Source organism: Eupransor demetentiae, assembly GCF_963930865.1.
GTDB classification, from domain to species: Bacteria; Bacillota; Bacilli; order Lactobacillales; family Lactobacillaceae; genus Eupransor; species Eupransor demetentiae.
In genome coordinates this window covers 254587-273492 of sequence record NZ_CAWVOH010000001.1, presented here as the reverse complement: position 1 = coordinate 273492, position 18906 = coordinate 254587, and the positions used below count along the sequence as shown (strand labels likewise).

The window sequence follows — 18906 nt, the reverse complement described above, 5'->3', positions numbered from 1 at the left end:
TTGATTTCCTTACTTAAATAAATCTATGTACTCCCGCCGAAGCGGGATTAAATCAGTTGGCAACAATGTTAACAAACTTGCCAGGAATTGCAATAACTTTACGGATAGTGGCCCCATCAATGTACTTCTGGATGCGCTTATCAGCCTTCGCAGCTTCAATCATTTCTTCTTGACTAGCATCCTTACTCATGACTTGCTTGCTACGAACCTTACCGTTAACTTGAAAAATAATTTCAACGGAAGAGTCGACCAAGGCGCTCTCATCGTAACTTGGCCACTTGACGTAGGCAATCGATTCGCCTTCATGGCCCAAACGAGACCAAAGTTCCTCGGCCAAATGTGGTGCGAATGGCGCGAGCATTTGGACAAAGCCTTCCATGTATGGCAATGGCAATGCTTCGGACTTGTAGGCGTCGTTTACGAAAACCATCAACTGTGAAATTGCGGTGTTAAAGCGCAAGTTTTCGAGGTCTTCGGTAACCTTTTTAACCGTGACGTTGTAGCTCTTATCAAGGTCACCAGGGTTGAAGTTGGTCACGTGATCACGCAACTTACCTTCGTCATCAATCAGCAAGCGCCAAACACGGTCCAACCAGCGACGAGATCCAGAAACCCCCTCTTCAGACCACGGCTTGCTCTGAGTCAAAGGACCCATGAACATTTCGTAAACACGAAGCGTATCAGCACCATAATCATTAACGATTTCATCCGGGTTAACCACGTTTCCCTTCGACTTGGACATCTTTTCGTGGTTGCCACCAAGAATCATACCTTGGTTAACCAACTTGTGGAATGGTTCCTTGTTTGGCACAACACCCAAATCGTAAAGGAACTTGTTCCAGAAACGAGCATAGAGCAAGTGCAAAACGGCGTGTTCGGCTCCACCAACATAAAGGTCAACGTTCATCCAGTACTTCAACTTTTCTGGGTCAGCCAACATTTCACCATTCTTAGGATCAACATAGCGTAGGAAGTACCATGATGAGCCGGCCCACTGTGGCATAGTGTTGGTTTCGCGACGGCCCTTAACGCCATCTTCGCGAGTTACTTCCAACCAGTCCGTTGCGTTCGCCAATGGTGACTCACCAGTACCAGATGGCTTCATTTGGTCTTGGTTCATCTTAGGCAAACGCAATGGTAATTCTTCTTCAGGAACCAAGGATTGGGTACCATCTTCCCAGTGAATAACTGGAATTGGTTCACCCCAGTAACGCTGACGTGAGAAAATCCAGTCACGCAAGCGGTAGTTTACCTTCTTAGCTCCCGCCTTATGCTCTGTCAACCAATCAATAATGCTATCAATGGCTTCTTGCTTGCCCTTACCGTTCAAAAAGTCAGAGTTAATGTGCTGACCATCACCGGCATAGGCTTCTTCTTCGACATTACCACCTTCAATAACAGGTGTAATGTCCAAATCGAATTTCTTGGCAAAGTCCCAGTCACGTTGATCGTGAGCTGGCACACCCATAACGGCACCAGTTCCATATGAGGCCAAAACATAGTCAGCAATCCAAATTGGAATTTGCTTACCGTTAACTGGGTTTGTTGCGTAAGCTCCAGTGAAGACACCAGTCTTATTCTTGTTCAAATCCGTTCGCTCAAGATCAGACTTTGCAGCGATTGATGCTTGGTACTTCTCCACGGCTTCCTTTTGTTCAGGCGTCACAATTTCAGCAACCAAGTCATGTTCCGGTGCCAAAACAATGTAAGAAGCCCCGAACAAAGTATCGGGACGTGTTGAGAATACTTCAACCTGAGAACCCGTGTGCTTTTCAATATCAAAGACGACGGAGGCTCCGATTGAACGGCCGATCCAATTACGTTGCTGTTCCTTGATGGCTTCAGGCCAGTCCAAGTCGTCCAAATCATCAATCAAACGATCGGCGTAGGCCGTAATCTTCAAGACCCACTGACGCATTGGCACGCGGTAGACTGGGTAGCCACCACGTTCCGTCTTACCATCGATAACTTCTTCGTTGGCCACCACGATTCCCCCACCAGGAAAATCAGGGGCCCAGTTAACCATGATTTTATCTTCGTAAGCCAAGCCCTTTTCGTAGAGCTTTTCAAAAATCCACTGCGTCCACTTGTAATACTTTGGATCCGTGGTCTTAATTTCACGGTCCCAATCGTATGAGAATCCGAGCGATTGAATTTGCTTCTTAAAGACCGCAATGTTCTTGTCAGTGAAAGTTGCGGGGTTATTTCCAGTCTTAATGGCGTATTGTTCGGCGGGCAAACCAAAGGCATCCCAACCCATTGGGTGCAAGACGTTAAAGCCTTGCGCGCGCTTATAACGGCTAACAATATCCGTGGCCGTATAACCTTCCGGATGACCGACGTGAAGACCTTGTCCTGAAGGATAAGGGAACATGTCTAAGACATAGTACTTTGGCTTATCAGATTGATCCGGTGCCTTAAAAGTCTTATGTTCGGCCCAGAAATCTTGCCACTTCTTTTCAATCGAATGATGATCGTAACCCATTACGCTGAATCCTCCTTGTTTAGCGAAAAAGAAAAGCCCCATGTCACAGTAAAATATGACATAGGGCGAAATTTTCGCGGTACCACCTAAGTTCACGTAGTTGCCTACGCCTTTAAACCTTTAACGCAGTGTTACACGTACCGACTACTAAAATCCTTCACCAGTAAAGCCATTGACCGAGTTCAGTGCTTTGTTCGATAAGCTCGCAGCCCCGCTTATTTTCTGTAACCGCGCCGCACTTACTAATGTCAAAAAGTGCTTTTATTATAACATAAATGCCAAATTTTTCGCTATAATCAGGGATAGATTAAAAAGAAGAGGTGAAGTCATGGTACCCAATAGCCAGGCCTTTAGCCAAGAATTGGTTGATCAAAATGTAAGCGCCGGCGATTATGTGCTGGATTTAACGCCCAAAAGCGGACGTAACAGTCGTTTACTGGCGGCACGTGTCGGCGATGAAGGAAAAGTTTTATCATTTCACGCAGATGCTGACATTGCTAATGAAATTGCTGCTTCCCTACTGCTAAGTGGTTTAAATGATCGGGTCGAGATCTTTGGTAAGCAAATTGATCAAAACTTTGCTTTAGAGTTGGGCCATCATCAACTAGCTTTAGCCATGATTGACTACTCGCGCGACGGTGGTTTTAATGACGATGCAACCAGTCCCCTTTTACAGGACTGCCAAATTGTTATGAATCACCTCAAGAAGCAAGGTCTCTTGATTATGAAAAGTAACCAAGCAGAACCTGAGCTTAATCAATTCTTTGACACCCTATTCGAAGAAGACTATCAACATGCCTACTATCTCAGCAACGGCATACACACCTACTTACTTGGGCGCTGCTAATGTTATAATGAAATTATTGTAAATCCTAAAGGAGGATGACATGGCTAAAATTGTTAATAAAGAAGAACGTACAAACTCTCCTCTTGATGATTTAATTGCTCTTCCCAAAGAGGAAAGCGAAGCCGACAAGGCAGCTCGCAAAGCGGCGCTTGGCAAAGAATCAAACAAGTAAACAAAAGACCTGTTCAAACGAACAGGCCTTTTTTATTGTGCTTTGGAGCAAAGAAAAAAGCCCAACCGAGGTTGGACTTAGTGAAGAGATTAGTCTTCGATTTCAGTAACAGTTCCGGCACCAACAGTGTGGCCACCTTCACGAACAGTAAACTTCAATCCCTTTTCAATGGCAACTGGTGCGATCAATTCAACTTCGAAAGTTACTTGGTCACCAGGCATAACCATTTCAACGCCTTCAGGCAATTCTACGACACCAGTAACATCAGTCGTGTGGAAGTAGAACTGTGGACGATAGTTAGTGAAGAATGGAGTGTGACGTCCACCTTCTTCCTTAGTCAAGACATAAACTTCGGCCTTGAACTTCTTGTGAGTCTTGATTGAGCCAGGAGCAGCCAAAACTTGACCACGTTCGATCTGGTCACGATCGATACCACGAAGCAATGCACCGATGTTATCACCAGCTTGTGCTTCTTCCAAAGTCTTACGGAACATTTCGATTCCAGTAACAGTGGTCTTTTGGATTTCATCCTTCAAACCAACGATTTCGACTTCAGTACCAGTAGTCAAAACACCACGGTCAACACGACCAGATGCAACAGTACCACGACCAGTGATAGTGAAGACATCTTCAACAGGCATCAAGAATGGCTTGTCATCTTCACGAGCTGGAGTTGGGATGTATTCATCAACAGCATCCATCAATTCCATGATAACCTTTTCTTGCTCTGGATCACCTTCCAAAGCCTTCAAAGCTGAACCCTTGATTACAGGAATATCGTCCCCTGGGAAACCATATTCTGAAAGCAATTCACGAACTTCCATTTCAACCAAGTCAACCAATTCTTCATCGTCAACAAGGTCAGTCTTGTTCAAGAAGACAACCAAATGTTCAACACCAACCTGGCGGGCAAGCAAGATGTGCTCACGAGTCTGTGGCATAGGACCATCAGTTGCGGCAACAACCAAGATGGCACCATCCATTTGAGCGGCACCAGTGATCATGTTCTTAACGTAATCCGCGTGACCTGGGGCATCGATGTGGGCGTAGTGACGCTTGTCAGTTTCGTATTCGATGTGAGAAGTGTTGATCGTGATTCCGCGTTCCTTTTCTTCAGGAGCGTTATCGATTTCAGCGAAATCAGTGGCAGTACCACCATCCTTTTCAGCCAATACCTTTGAGATAGCGGCAGTCAAAGTAGTCTTTCCGTGATCGACGTGGCCGATCGTACCAATGTTAACGTGGGGCTTATTGCGAACGTAAGTTTCCTTAGCCAATGTAGTTTCCTCCAAATTTTATTTTCCAGCGAAAAACTGAAAAAATCGTATGTTTATATTTTACAACGCAGGGCGCATAAACACAACCCTGCATGCATTTTTCTGGCAGTTAAGCCAGGGACTATTATACTAAGTCCTTTTGGGCTTGTAAATAACTTTTTCTTCAAAATCAAATCCCGGGTAGAAAGGCATTAATCTTTTGCCAGACTAGGTCTTGCAGTTGATCTTGCGCGTCCTTGGATTTAACAACCGGACGCTGATAGTAACGGTCCTGATTACGTTTTGCCCAGCGAGGCAAATCAGTCAGCAGCTCATCTTGCCGTGGGTACAAAAGCGAAATTTCCAAACGATTTTGATCCTGTAAATACTGCCAGGCCAAGGGATCTTGGTGGGCAACTTGATCTTGATAAATTTTGTCTAGGCCCTGATATGCTGAACTTTCAATCGGCATGGGACTTTGCGCAAAATTATTTTCATAAGTTTCATCATCAAGCCAGCGGTAGCTAATCGTCTGGGACCAGGCCAACTTATGAAGGTCTTCCATCAAGGTAACCCGCATAACTGGTGATGTGAAGGGATCAATCAAGAGATACTTTGCCCCCTGGACGAAGGTATCGACCGGCAGATTTCTTGCCGCCAGATAACGTTCTTCTTGCTTGGCTAAATCATAATCGCTCAAATGATAAAACTGGCGGGCGACCGTTTCAAATGTTACCGCCATTTGTTCGGCGGCTTCTTTTTCGGCTTGGCGAATCGTTTGAAGGTAATCCTCATATTCAGACGGATGGGCCAAATTCAACAATTCCTGGGCTTCGACAAAGTGCTGGTTCTTCAACAGGATTTCCAGGGCTAGCTTGAAGTATGTCGGTTCCGTGACATAATCGCTGAGATAATCGTCTAGAAAGTCAGCCGCCAACTGATATTGTTCGTCAAAAAAAAGAGCAGTCACCAAGCGATAATTAATCGCTAAGGTGGAAACGGACTGGTAAAGCTCTTCTAGTGAGGCAACTGCCTGAGGCCAATTCTTTTGGTCTAAGGCTTGCTGGGCTTCTTGGAGTAACTGACTTTGTTCATCATTCAAATGCTCTGCCAAAGTCTTGTCCTCCCAGCTTATGCTTCTTTCTTTTGATCCGTTTGCTTTTCGCTCTTTTGCTTATTTTTATGGTTCTTATTCTTCTTATGCTGAGGCTTATTGCCCTTTTCAGCTTGATTATTATTCTTTGCTTGACCCTTGGCATTGTTCTTGCCATGACGAGGGCGGCGGTTTTGGTTAACTTCCATAACCACCGGCATCACCATGGGACGGCGGCGAGTTTCGTTAAAGAGATAGCGGGACAATGCTTCGCGCACGCCATTCTTTAATTCGTTCCAGTCAAAGCTCTTGGAGTTATTAAGATAGTCCTCAATCTTTTCGACCGTGATACGCGAAGCTTCTTTCATCAAATCACGGTTAGCCTTAACGTAAACAAAACCACGAGAAGTCAACTTTGGCTTTGAAACCACCTTGCGCTTCTTACGGTCAATTGTCACAACAGAAACGAAGACGCCGTCTTCTGACAAAATCCGGCGGTCACGTAGCACAACGTTTCCAATGTCATTGGTACCAGAGCCATCAATCATCGTTTCACCAACGGTAAAGGATCCCTCAAGCTCAAACTTGCCGTCCTGCCACTGATACTGGTCACCATTCTTGGCCATCAAGATGTGGTCTTCTGGAATGTTAACCTCTTCGGCAGCATCGCGAGCAGTTACCATGACCCGGTACTCACCTTGAACAGGCATGAAGTACTTTGGCTTAACAAAGTTAATCATTAACTGCAAATCGTTGGCAGAAGCATGGCCACTAGAACGTAGGTCAGCTGAAATCTGCTTAACGTCTGCCCCCTGTTTAAAGAGCATGTTGCGCGTGTGGGCAACGTAAGATTCCATTGCAAAGGCTGGCGTCGTCGTAATGAAGACCAAGTCCCCTTCTCCGATGTTGACATGGCGATCTTCGCCAGCTGCCATTCGGTTCAAGTGCTTGATAGGTTCACCCATCTTACCCGTTTCCAAAATAACCGTTTCTTCAGCGGGCAATGAATCGATATCCTTAAGGCTGGCAAATAGCTCATCCTTAGGCAGCGGCAAGTGCAACTTCTTCAACTTCAGGGCCGTACGAACAATGTTTTCAATGTCGTTACCGGACAAAATCAACTTTCGCTTCGTGTCTGCCGTAGCATCAATTACTTGTTGGATACGTTGAATGTTAGAAGCAACGGCGGCAACAATGATGCGCTTACCCTTGTTTTCCACAAAAGTATCGTGAATATATTCGTGGATTTGACGTTCCGTTGCGGCTGGTACACCGGTCGTTTCGGTCCCGGCAGCATCACCTAGCAAAGCCAAAACCGGCTTCGTCCCGATTTCAACAAGGCGTTGATAATCAGTTTGGTAGTAGCTTTCGGCCGTTTGGTCGAACTTGAAATCGCCGGTGTAAACGATTTGACCGTAGGTAGTGCCCACTACAATTCCCAAGGATTCTGGAATCGAGTGCGTGGTGTTAAAGAATGAAATCTTAACGTCACCAAAATCAATTTCAGTCTTTTCGTTTACGACGTGGTAATCGTCATAATCTTTTAGTTCTGGTGTTTCTGAAATAATCAACTTGGCCAAAGCAATCGTCATTTCAGAACCAAAAATAGGCACATTAACTTCTTGCAAAAGGTAAGGTAGCGCCCCGATGGCATCTGCGTGACCATGTGAAAGGAAAACGCCCGCAATGCGGTCTTGGTTCTTAACAAGGTATTCAAAATCCGGAATAACTACGTCAACACCGAGTTGGTCAGTTGCCGGGTACTTCAAACCTGCGTCCAATAGAAAAATGTCGTCGTGGACTGTAACAGCATACATGCTCTTACCGTTTTCACGAACGCCCCCGAAGGGAATAATGCTTAAATCAGTCATAAACCGTCCTTTAATAATAGAAAATAAAATTTCGATTCATCCTAGCGTAAATAAGATGATTGTCTCGATACATAAGTACTTTTATTTTACCATAACTAAAGCTCTCTTTGCCCAGCTCTATTTTTAGACAACAAAAAAGGACTCAGCATTCTGAGTCCTTTAAAAGTTAAATTAACGATCAACCTTAACAGTCTTTGCAGTAGTTGCTGCATTACGTGCAGGTACGATAGCGTTGTCCTTTGACAAAGCTGACTTTGCTTGTTCAGCAATCTTGCTGAAAGTATCAAAATCAGAAACAGCCAAATCAGCCAACATCTTACGGTTCAATTCAACACCAGCTAAAGTCAAGCCGTGCATCAACTTTGAGTATGACAAACCGTTCATACGGGCTGCTGCGTTAATACGAGCAATCCACAACTTACGGAAGTTACGCTTGCGGTTCTTACGATCGCGGTATGCGTAAAGGTATGACTTGTATACCTGTTGCTTAGCAACCTTGTAGTTGATGCGACGTTGACCACGGTAACCCTTGGCTAACTTAACAAACTTCTTACGACGTGCACGTGAAACTGTACCACCCTTAACTCGCATGGGTATTTCCTCCTAGAAAATTCAAATCTTAATGATGACCCTGTTAATTAAAGGGTACTTAGCAACTTAGCGTAGGTCTTAACCGTAGTCTTGTTCATCATACGGGTACCACGCAATTGACGACGTTGCTTCTTAGTCTTACCGTGGAAACGGTGTGAAGTATAAGCTGAGGCTGACTTAAAGCCACCATTAGCAGTCTTCTTGAAGCGCTTTGCAGAAGCGCGGTGTGTCTTCATCTTGGGCATGTTAACCAATCTCCTATCGTATAGTGCTTACTGTCAGTATTACTTAGCCTTACGTGGGGCCAAAACCAAAAACATTTGGCGACCATCCATCTTGGCACGTTGTTCAACCTTGGCAATGTCGTCCAACTCTTCTGCCATCCGTTCCAAAACTTCACGACCAATATCTTGGTGCGTAATCATTCGGCCACGGAAACGCAAGTTCAACTTCACCTTGTTTCCCTTTTCAAGGAACTTGATGGCAGCCTTCTTACGCGTTTCGAAGTCGCCTGAATCAATAACAGGTGACATACGAACTTCTTTAACCTGAACAACTTTTTGGTTCTTGCGCTGTTCCTTTTGACGCTTTTGCGCCTCGAACTTTGCCTTACCCCAATCCATAATCTTAGCAACGGGCGGATTACCATTGGCTTGAACAAGAACTAAGTCTTGGCCCTGCTCATCAGCAATCTTTTGGGCGTCACGAGTTGACATTTCTTCTTTTTTGCCGTTATTAATCAGCAAAACGTGCGATGCACGAATATTTTCGTTGACTAAATCAACTTGTCTTGGTTGACGTGCTATGGTCGAATACCTCCGAATTTCATTTGTGAACAAAGAAAAAAGCGGATAAAACATAGTTCTACCCACTCCACATTGGCGTACGAATCCTCGTACAACTTGTATCTGCCGAGCAATATCTTGCAATCACTGGGCGAGAAGCGGGCGCTCCTACTTGTTCAACAAGATATATACTACGGATTTTATTCTAATTTGTCAAGCGTTAAATTGGTCAAAAGACGGCCACCATAGTGATAGATCACTAAGATTGCAAATTGCACGCCAGCAAAGAGCGTGACAAAGGTTAGCATATGGTCAGTCATTGAGGCTTGGACGGTTTGCCAGACGAGCTTAGGCATGGTGAAAACATCCCAGGAATTCAAGCGTAAGAAGCGCCCGAGGTAAATTCCAAAGGCTGACAGCATCGACAAGGCGAACATGCAAACCCACTTCAAGACATCCCCATCGTGCTTGAAGAAACGGCGCAGCATGATTTCCATACTCAAGACTCCCAAGGTAACCCCGATAAAAATACCGGCGGATAGCACGGAGTAGTTAAAGTACTGGTAGCGCACATCCAAAGCCGTGGAAATGTATTGTAGGTGGATGAAGTCCGTAATCATATACATGGTGTTCGGGAAGAACAACAACCAGAACAAGGCAAAGAGCAAAACCATGAACTTATTCTGGAACTTTGCGGCCAAAAGCGCGAAATCCAAAGGCAAAAGCGCCAGGAAAACATTCCACATCAAAAAAGTAAAGTGGGTCGGCGTAAAGTAAACAAATAATATGAATAAAAGGACGATAAGATGAATGACCAAAATGTTTTTTGTATTCGAACGCATCGCGTACTCCTAGTGAATTATTAAATCCGTCACATAGGCCATTTTACCACCTATTTGCTTCCAGGCAAATGCAAGAGCCAGTTCGCATTGAAGTATTTACGATAGGCCGCATAGGAGGCGTAAACCGAAGCTAGGCCGGTTGAGGAAAGCAGCATGAAGACGACCATGATTTGGTACTTAATCGCCAAAACCGGTTCAACGCCCGCCATGATCAAGCCGGACATCATGCCTGGCAAGGAAACCAAACCCATGGTCTTAATTGAATCAATGGTGGGTTGCATACCGAATTTAATGGCGTCCTTGACGATTGAGCCAGAAGCCTGTTTAGGATTGGCCCCCAGCGCTAGTCGTTCAAAGACCTGTTCCTGCCGATCTTGATACATTTGGTCCAGACTGCGGTAAACCAGGCCAACGGCAATCATGGCGTTGTTCATGACCATCCCCGTCACAGGCACAAGCTGCCAAGGTTCAACCTTAATCACGCCGGTCAAAACCAGCAAGAGCAAGGTTACACCCCCACCAAGCAGCAAGGCCACCAGTGTAATCCAAAGGGCCCCATCCAAACCAGGCGCACGTTTTTGACCGTTCCGTGCCGCATTCCAGAGAATGACTAGCATCATGGTCAGGGTCAAAACCATGTTGTTGACCGAGAAAATAAAGCGCAAGACATAGGCCACGATAATCAGCTGGACAATCGCCCGGAAAACGGAAATAATCGTATCCTTTTCCAAGCCCAGTTTTTCCTTATAAGAGATGACCAGGGAAATAATCACCATGACAAAGGCCAAAACCAGGGACCAATTTGAAACTTCAACGGTCTTATTTAACATTTAGCCGTCCTCCTTGAATCTCAATCACGTGCTTTGCGCCCTTAATTTCGTCCGGGTCGTGGGTAATCGAAATAATCCCGAAGTTATGCTCCTTTTGTTCATTTAAAACGCAGGACCAGACCGTCTTCTTGCTCTCTTCATCCAAACCAGTGGTAATTTCATCTAATAGAAGAAACTCTGGCGGAAAAATCAAATTACGCAAAACGGCAACACGCTGGCGCTGACCGCCGGACAAATCTTGAATCGAACGATCCAAGTAGTCGGCCGGTAGGTTAACCTTTTCCAAGAACTCCGTTTGAACCTGCTCATCGGCCTTTTGCTGACGCAATTCAAAGGGCAAGTCCAAGTTATCGCGCACAGTCTTGCCAAATAACAATGCACTCTGGACCGCATAAGAAACTGCCTCGCGGTATTCGTTAATCGGATAATCTGATACGGCCTTGCCATCCAATAAGAGCTGCCCAGAAGTATTAGGCTGCAAGCTCGCCAGGGCTTTCAAAAAGGTTGACTTCCCTCCACCAGACGGACCGGTTAAAGTCCAGTGCTGGCCGGAAGTCAGTTTAAAATTAATATCCGTCAAAATGTCAGTCACATTTAGCTGACGGGCTTCTAACTCTGCCATCTTTTTCTCCTTGAAAAATGTTTATCTACTATTTTAGCAAAGCTTGTCCCTTATTGATAAAATCATGTCAAGGCTTTTTGCTTGACGATTCCCTTTTTTCAAGTTGACAAAGACTTCTTATTTCGTTAAACTTAAACAGTTGATAATCTGAATCGAAAGGAGGTGCCAATACATGGCTACCCCATCAAACAAGAATTCAAAGTCTCACAAGCGTAACCGCCGCGGACACATCGGTTTGAACGTCCCTAACATTGTTTTGGACAAGGCAACCGGTGAATATCGCGTATCCCACCGCGTGTCACCTTCTGGTGTCTACAACGGTAAGAAAGTTACTGAAGACAAGTAATTTCAAAACCTATTCTCGAATTCGGGGGTAGGTTTTTATTTTTAATTTATACGATTTTTGAGGAGACCTAGCCCATGGCTACGAAAAAACAAAAAAAGTCTAAGTCAATGCGCGCTTTAACCAACCCCTTCTACAAGCAACCTTGGTTTTGGATGGTGGTGCTCGTCATCCTGCTCGTCGTTGGCGCCGTCTTTGGTTATAAGGCCTTCCAAGGTCAAAAAGCTCAGGTCCAAGAGACGACCCCTACTCAGGCTGATGTAAACAAGGATCCCAAAAAGACTCTCAAGCAAAATGCTGAAACCTTCGGGACTCTTTCACAGACTGATTTAAAGGCTGATCCACAAAAGTACATTGCCAAGTCTGGTGGCGAAGGTTCCATGGTTTATGTTTGGCGTGTTGATTCCGGAACTTCCCTTGTTCGAATCGATACCGCTGATGGGAATACCAAGGTTTATAAGTACGCTCAAGATACAGATGAAATGTTGAAAAACGAATTGTATTCAACCAATTAAAAAAGAACTCGCTTAAGAGCGAGTTCTTTTTTTGTGCACTTATTGGCGACGGGCCCACCAAGATGAAAGAATGGATCCCGAAATATTGTGCCAAATTGAAAAGAATGTTGATGGCACGGCAGCCACAGGCACCAAATACTTCATGGCCAAAGTTGCACCCAAGGAAGAATCCTGCATGCCGACTTCGAAGGTAAAGGCCTTTTGCTGAGGCAAGTCCAACTTAATTAAGCGGGCAAAGCCATAGCCAAGGGCGTAACCCAAGAGATTGTGGAGCATAACGATTGGAATAATAATCATCGTTGCCGCTGAGAAAAGATGTGCGCGGTTAACCGCAAAGACAACCCCAATGATAGACAAAATAGCAATTTGAGAGATCAAAGGCATCACATGCTTAATTGGCTCGATTTGCTTACTAAAGAAGGTGTTGACAATGACACCGAGAATAATCGGTGCCACAACGATTTCCAACGTTTTCCAGAAAAGGGTTGAACTGGAAACGGCAACGTACTGGCCAGCATAGAGCTTGAGCAAGAGCGGCAACATAATCGGTGCCAGCAAGGTGGACAGCGCCTCAATGGAAACATCCAAGGCCACATCCCCCTTTGCCAAGAAGGCCATAACGCTGGAAGCCGTTCCACTTGGACAAGAACCAACCAAAATAACGCCGGCGGCAATGTCGCCTTCCAGGTGAAAAACGAGGCACAAAGTAAAGGCAATCAAGGGCATGATGACGTAGTGAGCCACCGTACCTAAAATAACGGGGATGGGACGCTTGAAAATCCGCTTAAAGTCAGCTGGTGACAGCGTCAAACCCATCCCAAAGAGAATCAAACTCAAGATATAGGAAACATTACTGGCAAAGGACAAAGAAAAGCCTGGGGCAAAGTAATTAAAGGCCGCCCACAAAATGATTAAAGCGGTAAACCAACGGCTTACCCAGGAACTAATTGATTTTAACATGGTAATCACCCTTTTTCCTGACCAATGATTTCTTCATAGGTCTTCAAGATTGCGCCCTTATCCGCAGTCGAAACGAGGGCTTGGTAACGAGCTAGGTAGCCGGTCTTAACCTTCGGCACAAATTCTGGGAAGTGCTGACGACGTTCCTCGAGCTCCTCATCCGGAATATCGACGTTCATCGTGCGCTTTTCCAAATCGATGGTGATGGGATCACCATCGCGAATCAAGGCAATTTCACCACCGGCAGCGGCCTCAGGAGCAATGTGCCCAACACAGATTCCATGAGTTGCACCGGAGAAACGACCGTCCGTAATCAAACCGACTGTTCGACCCAATCCACGACCAATGATGTTAGATGTGGGCGCCAACATTTCGGGCATTCCAGGGCCACCCTTCGGTCCTTCATAACGGATAACCACGACGTGGCCTGCCTGGACAGTACCATCATCAATTGCCGCAACGGCATCCCCATGGGAGTCAAAACAGATTGCTTTTCCCGTAAAGGACTTGATGTCGGGGTCAACACCTCCAACCTTGATAACGGAACCCTTGCGGGCAATGTTGCCGTAAAGGATGGACAAACCACCGGTCTCGGAATAAGGATTATCCAAATGGTGGATAATTTTATCGTCCTTGATTTCGGCACCGGCAACGTTTTCCTGGATTGTCTTTCCCGTGACCGTCAAACGATCATGGTGCAAGATATTGCCCTTCTTAACCAATTCATTCATGATGGCCGGAACACCACCAGCGCGGTGGACGTCCGTCATGGTGTAGATGGATGATGGGGCGATTTTGGCCAAGTAAGGCGTCTTTTCAGCAATTTGGTTGATATCGTTTTCAGAATAAGGGATTCCAGCTTCGTGGGCAACGGCCAATCCGTGCAAAACCGTGTTGGTTGAGCCACCCATAGCCATGTCCAAGGCGTAGCAGTCATCAAAGGCTTCCTTGGTCATGATGTCGCGCGGACGGACGTTGTTTTTCACGTTTTCCAAAACCTGACGAGCCGCCTTGCGAACCAATTCCTTTCGTTCTTCGGAAGTGGCTAAGGCAGTTCCGTTATAAGGAAGGGCCATTCCCATCGCTTCCATCAAACAGTTCATGGAATTAGCGGTAAACATACCGGCACAGGAACCACAAGAAGGACAAACCACTCGTTCAAAATCAACCAATTCCTTTTGACTCATTTTTCCACTTTTGTAGGCACCAACGGCTTCAAACATCGTTGACAAGGTGGCCGTTTCGCCGGTCATCGGATTAACACCAGCCTCCATCGGCCCTCCTGAAACAAAGACCGAAGGAACATTGGTACGGGCAGCTGCCATCAACATTCCCGGCGTGATTTTGTCACAGTTGGGCATGAAGAGCACGCCGTCAAACCAGTGGGCGTTAATCATGGTTTCGGCAGCATCGGCAATGATTTCACGACTAGGCAAGGAATAACGCATTCCAATGTGCCCCATGGCGATTCCATCATCAACACCAATGGTGTTAAATTCAAATGGTATACCACCGGCTTCACGAATAGCTTCCTTGGCAACTTCGGCTAACTTACGCAAGTGAACGTGGCCGGGAACGATTTCAACATAGGAATTACAGATGGCGATGAAGGGCTTTTTCATATCTTCATCGCTTTTAACTTGCCCGGTTGCATACAGCAGGCTTCGGGCTGGGGCTTGATCAACCCCGCTTTTGATCATGTCACTACGGGTCTTGTGCTCCCCGTCGATAGAAAAATTCAGGGTGTTATCGCTCATTACTCTCCTCCGTTTCGGTAATGGTGATGGTTAACATCACCTTGAACTGGCCTTATTTGGAAATATTCTAATCACAAAATAAGATAAATCACATAATATATTAATCTTTATCCCTGTCAAACAGCATAGGCACTAATTAATACCCAAAATCAGTGGCCCTTATTGGAAGAAAAATTATTTTTAAATTTTCTTTTCAAGCTGGCTTCTCTTCAATAATTGACAGGCAAGCCCATTTGCGCCTATGATTAGCCAAATCCCAAAAGAAGAAATCAAAAGGAGAACTGCTATGCCGCAACCCCCAGAAAGCAAATACCTCGACGCCTTGCGCACTGTTATTGATCCGGAACTCCGTTTTGATGTCGTCAGTCTTGGTTTCATCTATAACATTCAAATTGATGAGGATAAGCTTTGCACCGTCGATATGACCCTGACCATTATGGGTTGTCCCCTTTCAAACTTCCTTTACGAACAAATTCGAGCTGCCCTCGTCGTCTTCGATGAGATTGTCGAAGTCAAGGTTAACTTAGTCTGGGAGCCGGCTTGGAGCCGCGATAACCTATCCCCAGAAATCAAGATGCAGCTGGGAATCTACTAACTCAGAAAAAAGTTATTTAGAAATCAAAGAATATTTTTCTAGCTTTTACAAATAGACCAAAAACAAGAAAAGCCCAATTACGGGCTTTTCTTTTGTAACCATTAGCTCTATTTTTCACATGTTTATTTAGAATGGTTTTTAATTTAGAATTTTTCTAAAATAAATCGTTGACAGCCTCACAAAGCCTTGATAAGATTTGTGACATGGAGTTCTAACCAATTCCTAATTTATCAAAGCGCAAGCAAGTCCTTGTGCTAATCAATTATCTGAGGAAAGAATCATGAAAGACCGAATGCTTAACAATTCAGCTGCCGTCATTATTATCTTGGTCATTTTGTTGGTCATTACGCTGCGGGCGTTTGATTACATGACGAAGATATTTTGAGATGTCTTTCAACAGTAATCCGCCTGCTCCCAATACCGAGCACCGGTGGATTGTACCCAACGTCCATCACTCGATGGACGTTTTTTCTTTGCCTAAAGGAGGTGAGGCCCCAGACTCGATGACTCATAACCAGTAAAGGAGGTATAAATGTGTCACAGCCAACCGAACAGTTAAAACAAAAAAATACGGATCAAAACGGTGCAACCGTCATCGTCCAAGAGCTTGAAAAAGCAGGTGTGCAGTACCTCTTTGGCTATCCCGGTGGTGCAATCTTACCCATCTACGATGCTTTGTATCATAAAAGCGACTTGCACATCCTCGTTCGCCACGAACAAGGTGCCGTCCACGCCGCTGAGGGTTTTGCCAAAAGCAGTGGTCAAGTCGGCGTCGCTCTGGTGACTTCGGGACCAGGCGCAACCAATGCCATTACCGGTATTACCGATGCGGCAGCTGATTCAGTGCCCCTCGTTGTCTTGTGCGGCCAGGTTGCTAATGATGCCATTGGCACGAATGCCTTCCAAGAAACGGACATCGTTTCTATGACTAAACCGGTTACTAAAGCAAGCTTGCGGGTAAGACATATTGACCAATTGGTTCAAAGCATGCGCGATGCCTTCGCATTAGCCCAAGCTGGTCGACCAGGTCCAGTTGTCTTGGAATTCCCCAAGGATATCTTGGCGGCCCAGACCCAGGGAAGAACGGAAGCTGCTAAGCCAGCTAAAGCCTGTGCAGGATTGACCAAAGAAAGTCTGAATGAAGTCCTGATGCAGTTACAAAAGGCCAAAAAGCCCCTCTTGTTAGTCGGCGGTGGCATCATTGCTGCTCATGCCAGTCAGCAAGTCCAGACCTTCGTTCAAAAATACCGCATCCCCGTCGTTTCTTCCCTCTTGGGACTTGGCAGCTTGCCCAGTGATGATCCCTATTTCATCGGTATGGCTGGTATGCACGGCAAATACGCAGCCAACATGGCCTTAAGCCAATGTGACTTTCTACTAAACTTAGGTTCTCGTTTCGACGACCGCTTAGTGACTAGTCCCGAGGACTTTGCACCCGAAGCCTGGAAAGCTCACTTCGACATTGATCCCCACGAATTAAACAAAATCGTGCCGGTGGACTTAAGCCAGGTTGCTGATGCCAAATGTGTATTAAAAGAATTGAACGAAAAAAAGCCAAGCTTACCTGACTGGCAAACTTGGCAAAAGCAAATAAAAACCTGGGATGAAAACTTTCCTTACCACTACCACAATGATGAGAAAGTAATCAAACCCCAGGCTGTGATTGAAGAAATCGCACGCTTAACAAAGAATCAAGCAATTATCGTGACAGATGTCGGCCAGCATCAAATGTGGGCCGCCCAATTCTACCCCTACCAACACCCACGACAATTCATCACGAGTGGCGGCTTGGGCACAATGGGCTTTGGCTTGCCAGCGGCAATCGGTGCCAAGCTAGCCCATCCTGATAAAGAGGTCGTCCTCTTTATCGGTGATGGTGGCTTTCAAATGTCATCGCACGACCTTGCAATCATCAAACAGTATAAGTTAAATCTAAAAATAATTCTACTGAATAATTCAGTCTTAGGAATGGTTCATCAGTGGCAAGATACGCTATACGATGAACGACACTCCCAAACTGTCTTTGATGATAATCCTAATTTTACCCAACTAGCCAATGCCTATGGCTTAGCTAGTCAAAGTCTAAAGCCTGCTAACTGGCAGGAAGACCTAACTAGAATTTTTAATCAGGATGACACTTGCTTAGTGGAAGTTCCAATTCCAGCAAGTGAAGAAGTTCATCCAATGGTCTTACCAGGCCAACCCAACCAGAACATGATTAACTACCAATAAGGTAGCCATATCAAACACACCCGATCAAAATGATCGACTACACACAACTAGGAGAAATATTATGTCTGTTGAAATGCTTTATGAAAAAGATGTTACTACGAACTACCTTGATGGTAAGACCATCGCCTTCATCGGCTATGGTGCCCAGGGTCATGCCCAGGCGAACAACTTGCGCGACTCCGGTTACCATGTCATCATCGGTGTTCGTCCCGGTAAGTCCTTTGACGCCGCCAAGAAGGATGGCTTTGAAGTGTACTCCGTTGCCGAAGCAGCAAAGAAGGCAGACTGGATTCAAGTTTTGGCCCCTGATGAAAATCAACCTGACATCTATACAGAAGAAATCGCTGATAATTTGGAAGAAGGCAACACTTTGGGCTTCTCCCACGGTTTCAACATCAATTACAAGGAAATCGTTGCGCCAAAGAACGTTGACGTGGTTATGATGGCCCCTAAGGGTCCAGGAAACCTTTGCCGCCGTACTTACAAGGAAGGTTTTGGTGTTCCCGCATTGTACGCCACTTACCAGGACTTCTCAGGTCATGCCGAAGATTCTGCTAAGGAATTTGCCAAGGGTAATGGTGCCGCACGTGCCGGTTTGATGAAGACCACCTTTAAGGAAGAAACTGACGAAGATCTCTTCGGAGAACAAAACGTTTTGATGGGTGGCTTGACTGCCCTTATCGAAACTGGTTTTGAAGTCTTGACTGAAGCTGGTTACTCACCAGAATTGGCCTACTTCGAAGTACAACACGAAATGAAGTTAATCGCAGATTTGATCTACGAAGGTGGTTTCTCAAAGATGTACCGCGATTGTTCCAACACTTCTGAATTTGGTTCATACGTTACTGGCCCACGCGTCATCAATGCTGAATCAAAGAAGGCCATGCAACAAAGCTTGAAGGAAATCCAAGATGGAACCTTCGCTAAGGAATACATGGACGACTACCGTAATGGCTTCAAGAAGCTTTACGCAGAACGCGAAAAGATGGAACAGTCAAAGTTGTCAGAAGTTGGTGCTGAACTACGTGCCATGATGCCATTCGTTGACGCCGCTGACAAGTACAGCGACTAAGATTTTCATAAGGGGATTATCCCCTTTGTACATATAAT

The 18906-nt window shown here is 45.5% G+C and carries 19 protein-coding genes and 1 other annotated feature; of the genes, 7 read left to right on the top strand and 12 right to left on the bottom strand.

What is annotated here, in order from left to right:
- Positions 1–52: 52 nt before the first annotated feature.
- Entirely contained in the window at positions 53–2485 is a 2433-nt protein-coding gene (gene leuS, locus ABSY64_RS01385) for a leucine--tRNA ligase (RefSeq protein WP_349641275.1), read from the bottom strand.
- 58 nt (positions 2486–2543) lie between these two features.
- Positions 2544–2750: a binding site (T-box leader), on the bottom strand.
- 63 nt (positions 2751–2813) lie between these two features.
- Between leuS and ABSY64_RS01380 the strand changes: the two genes are divergently transcribed.
- Both ABSY64_RS01380 and ABSY64_RS01375 read left to right on the top strand, forming a co-directional pair.
- On the top strand, positions 2814–3332 hold the full coding sequence (locus ABSY64_RS01380; RefSeq protein ID WP_349641274.1) for an SAM-dependent methyltransferase: 519 nt from the start codon (positions 2814–2816) through the stop codon (positions 3330–3332).
- Between the two features lie 40 nt (positions 3333–3372).
- Positions 3373–3504, top strand: a complete 132-nt coding sequence (locus tag ABSY64_RS01375) for a hypothetical protein (RefSeq protein ID WP_349641273.1) — start codon at positions 3373–3375, stop codon at positions 3502–3504.
- Between the two features lie 89 nt (positions 3505–3593).
- On the opposite strand, the gene tuf is transcribed toward ABSY64_RS01375, so the two are convergent.
- From tuf to ABSY64_RS01330, 9 genes are all read right to left on the bottom strand, one after another.
- Positions 3594–4781 carry an elongation factor Tu gene (tuf, locus tag ABSY64_RS01370; protein ID WP_349641272.1) on the bottom strand — a complete coding sequence of 396 codons (1188 nt, stop codon included), beginning with the start codon at positions 4779–4781 and terminating at the stop codon, positions 3594–3596.
- Between the two features lie 169 nt (positions 4782–4950).
- Entirely contained in the window at positions 4951–5874 is a 924-nt protein-coding gene (locus ABSY64_RS01365) for a type I restriction endonuclease subunit R (RefSeq protein ID WP_349641271.1), read from the bottom strand.
- 17 nt (positions 5875–5891) lie between these two features.
- The gene (locus ABSY64_RS01360; protein WP_349641270.1) at positions 5892–7724 is read right to left on the bottom strand and encodes a ribonuclease J; all 1833 of its coding nucleotides are present in this window, start codon (positions 7722–7724) and stop codon (positions 5892–5894) included.
- 171 nt (positions 7725–7895) lie between these two features.
- Positions 7896–8315, bottom strand: coding sequence for a 50S ribosomal protein L20 (gene rplT, locus ABSY64_RS01355; protein WP_349641269.1), 420 nt, complete (start codon positions 8313–8315; stop codon positions 7896–7898).
- A 47-nt stretch (positions 8316–8362) separates the two neighbouring features.
- Complete coding sequence (rpmI, locus tag ABSY64_RS01350) at positions 8363–8560, bottom strand: 50S ribosomal protein L35 (protein WP_248705551.1); 198 nt, start codon at positions 8558–8560, stop codon at positions 8363–8365.
- A 39-nt stretch (positions 8561–8599) separates the two neighbouring features.
- Positions 8600–9175: a translation initiation factor IF-3 gene (gene infC, locus ABSY64_RS01345; protein ID WP_349641268.1), complete on the bottom strand. Its 576-nt coding sequence runs from the start codon at positions 9173–9175 to the stop codon at positions 8600–8602.
- Positions 9176–9300: 125 nt separating this feature from the next.
- Positions 9301–9942, bottom strand: a complete 642-nt coding sequence (locus tag ABSY64_RS01340; RefSeq protein ID WP_349641267.1) for a DUF1361 domain-containing protein — start codon at positions 9940–9942, stop codon at positions 9301–9303.
- A 50-nt stretch (positions 9943–9992) separates the two neighbouring features.
- Positions 9993–10772: an ABC transporter permease gene (locus ABSY64_RS01335; protein ID WP_349641266.1), complete on the bottom strand. Its 780-nt coding sequence runs from the start codon at positions 10770–10772 to the stop codon at positions 9993–9995.
- Positions 10762–11394, bottom strand: coding sequence for an ABC transporter ATP-binding protein (locus tag ABSY64_RS01330; RefSeq protein ID WP_349641265.1), 633 nt, complete (start codon positions 11392–11394; stop codon positions 10762–10764). Before ABSY64_RS01330 ends, ABSY64_RS01335 begins: the two co-directional genes overlap by 11 nt.
- A 172-nt stretch (positions 11395–11566) precedes the next feature.
- On the opposite strand from ABSY64_RS01330, the gene rpmF reads away from it, so the two are divergent.
- Together rpmF and ABSY64_RS01320 are read left to right on the top strand one after the other, a co-directional pair.
- Entirely contained in the window at positions 11567–11740 is a 174-nt protein-coding gene (gene rpmF, locus ABSY64_RS01325; protein WP_349641264.1) for a 50S ribosomal protein L32, read from the top strand.
- Positions 11741–11814: 74 nt separating this feature from the next.
- Complete coding sequence (locus ABSY64_RS01320) at positions 11815–12252, top strand: hypothetical protein (protein ID WP_349641263.1); 438 nt, start codon at positions 11815–11817, stop codon at positions 12250–12252.
- 39 nt (positions 12253–12291) lie between these two features.
- On the opposite strand, the gene ABSY64_RS01315 is transcribed toward ABSY64_RS01320, so the two are convergent.
- Both ABSY64_RS01315 and ilvD read right to left on the bottom strand, forming a co-directional pair.
- Positions 12292–13218, bottom strand: a complete 927-nt coding sequence (locus tag ABSY64_RS01315) for a bile acid:sodium symporter family protein (protein WP_434063054.1) — start codon at positions 13216–13218, stop codon at positions 12292–12294.
- Positions 13218–14969 carry a dihydroxy-acid dehydratase gene (gene ilvD / locus ABSY64_RS01310; RefSeq protein WP_349641261.1) on the bottom strand — a complete coding sequence of 584 codons (1752 nt, stop codon included), beginning with the start codon at positions 14967–14969 and terminating at the stop codon, positions 13218–13220. Before ilvD ends, ABSY64_RS01315 begins: the two co-directional genes overlap by 1 nt.
- Before the next feature lie 286 nt (positions 14970–15255).
- Here ilvD and ABSY64_RS01305 point away from each other — a divergent pair, with 286 nt between their 5' ends.
- The 3 genes from ABSY64_RS01305 (at position 15256) to ilvC (ending at position 18868) form a co-directional block, all read left to right on the top strand.
- Entirely contained in the window at positions 15256–15564 is a 309-nt protein-coding gene (locus tag ABSY64_RS01305) for a metal-sulfur cluster assembly factor (protein WP_349641260.1), read from the top strand.
- Positions 15565–16098: 534 nt separating this feature from the next.
- Positions 16099–17796: a biosynthetic-type acetolactate synthase large subunit gene (gene ilvB, locus ABSY64_RS01300; protein WP_349641259.1), complete on the top strand. Its 1698-nt coding sequence runs from the start codon at positions 16099–16101 to the stop codon at positions 17794–17796.
- A gap of 7 nt (positions 17797–17803) precedes the next feature.
- Positions 17804–18868, top strand: a complete 1065-nt coding sequence (gene ilvC, locus ABSY64_RS01295; RefSeq protein WP_349641832.1) for a ketol-acid reductoisomerase — start codon at positions 17804–17806, stop codon at positions 18866–18868.
- The last annotated feature ends 38 nt before the right edge of the window (positions 18869–18906 follow it).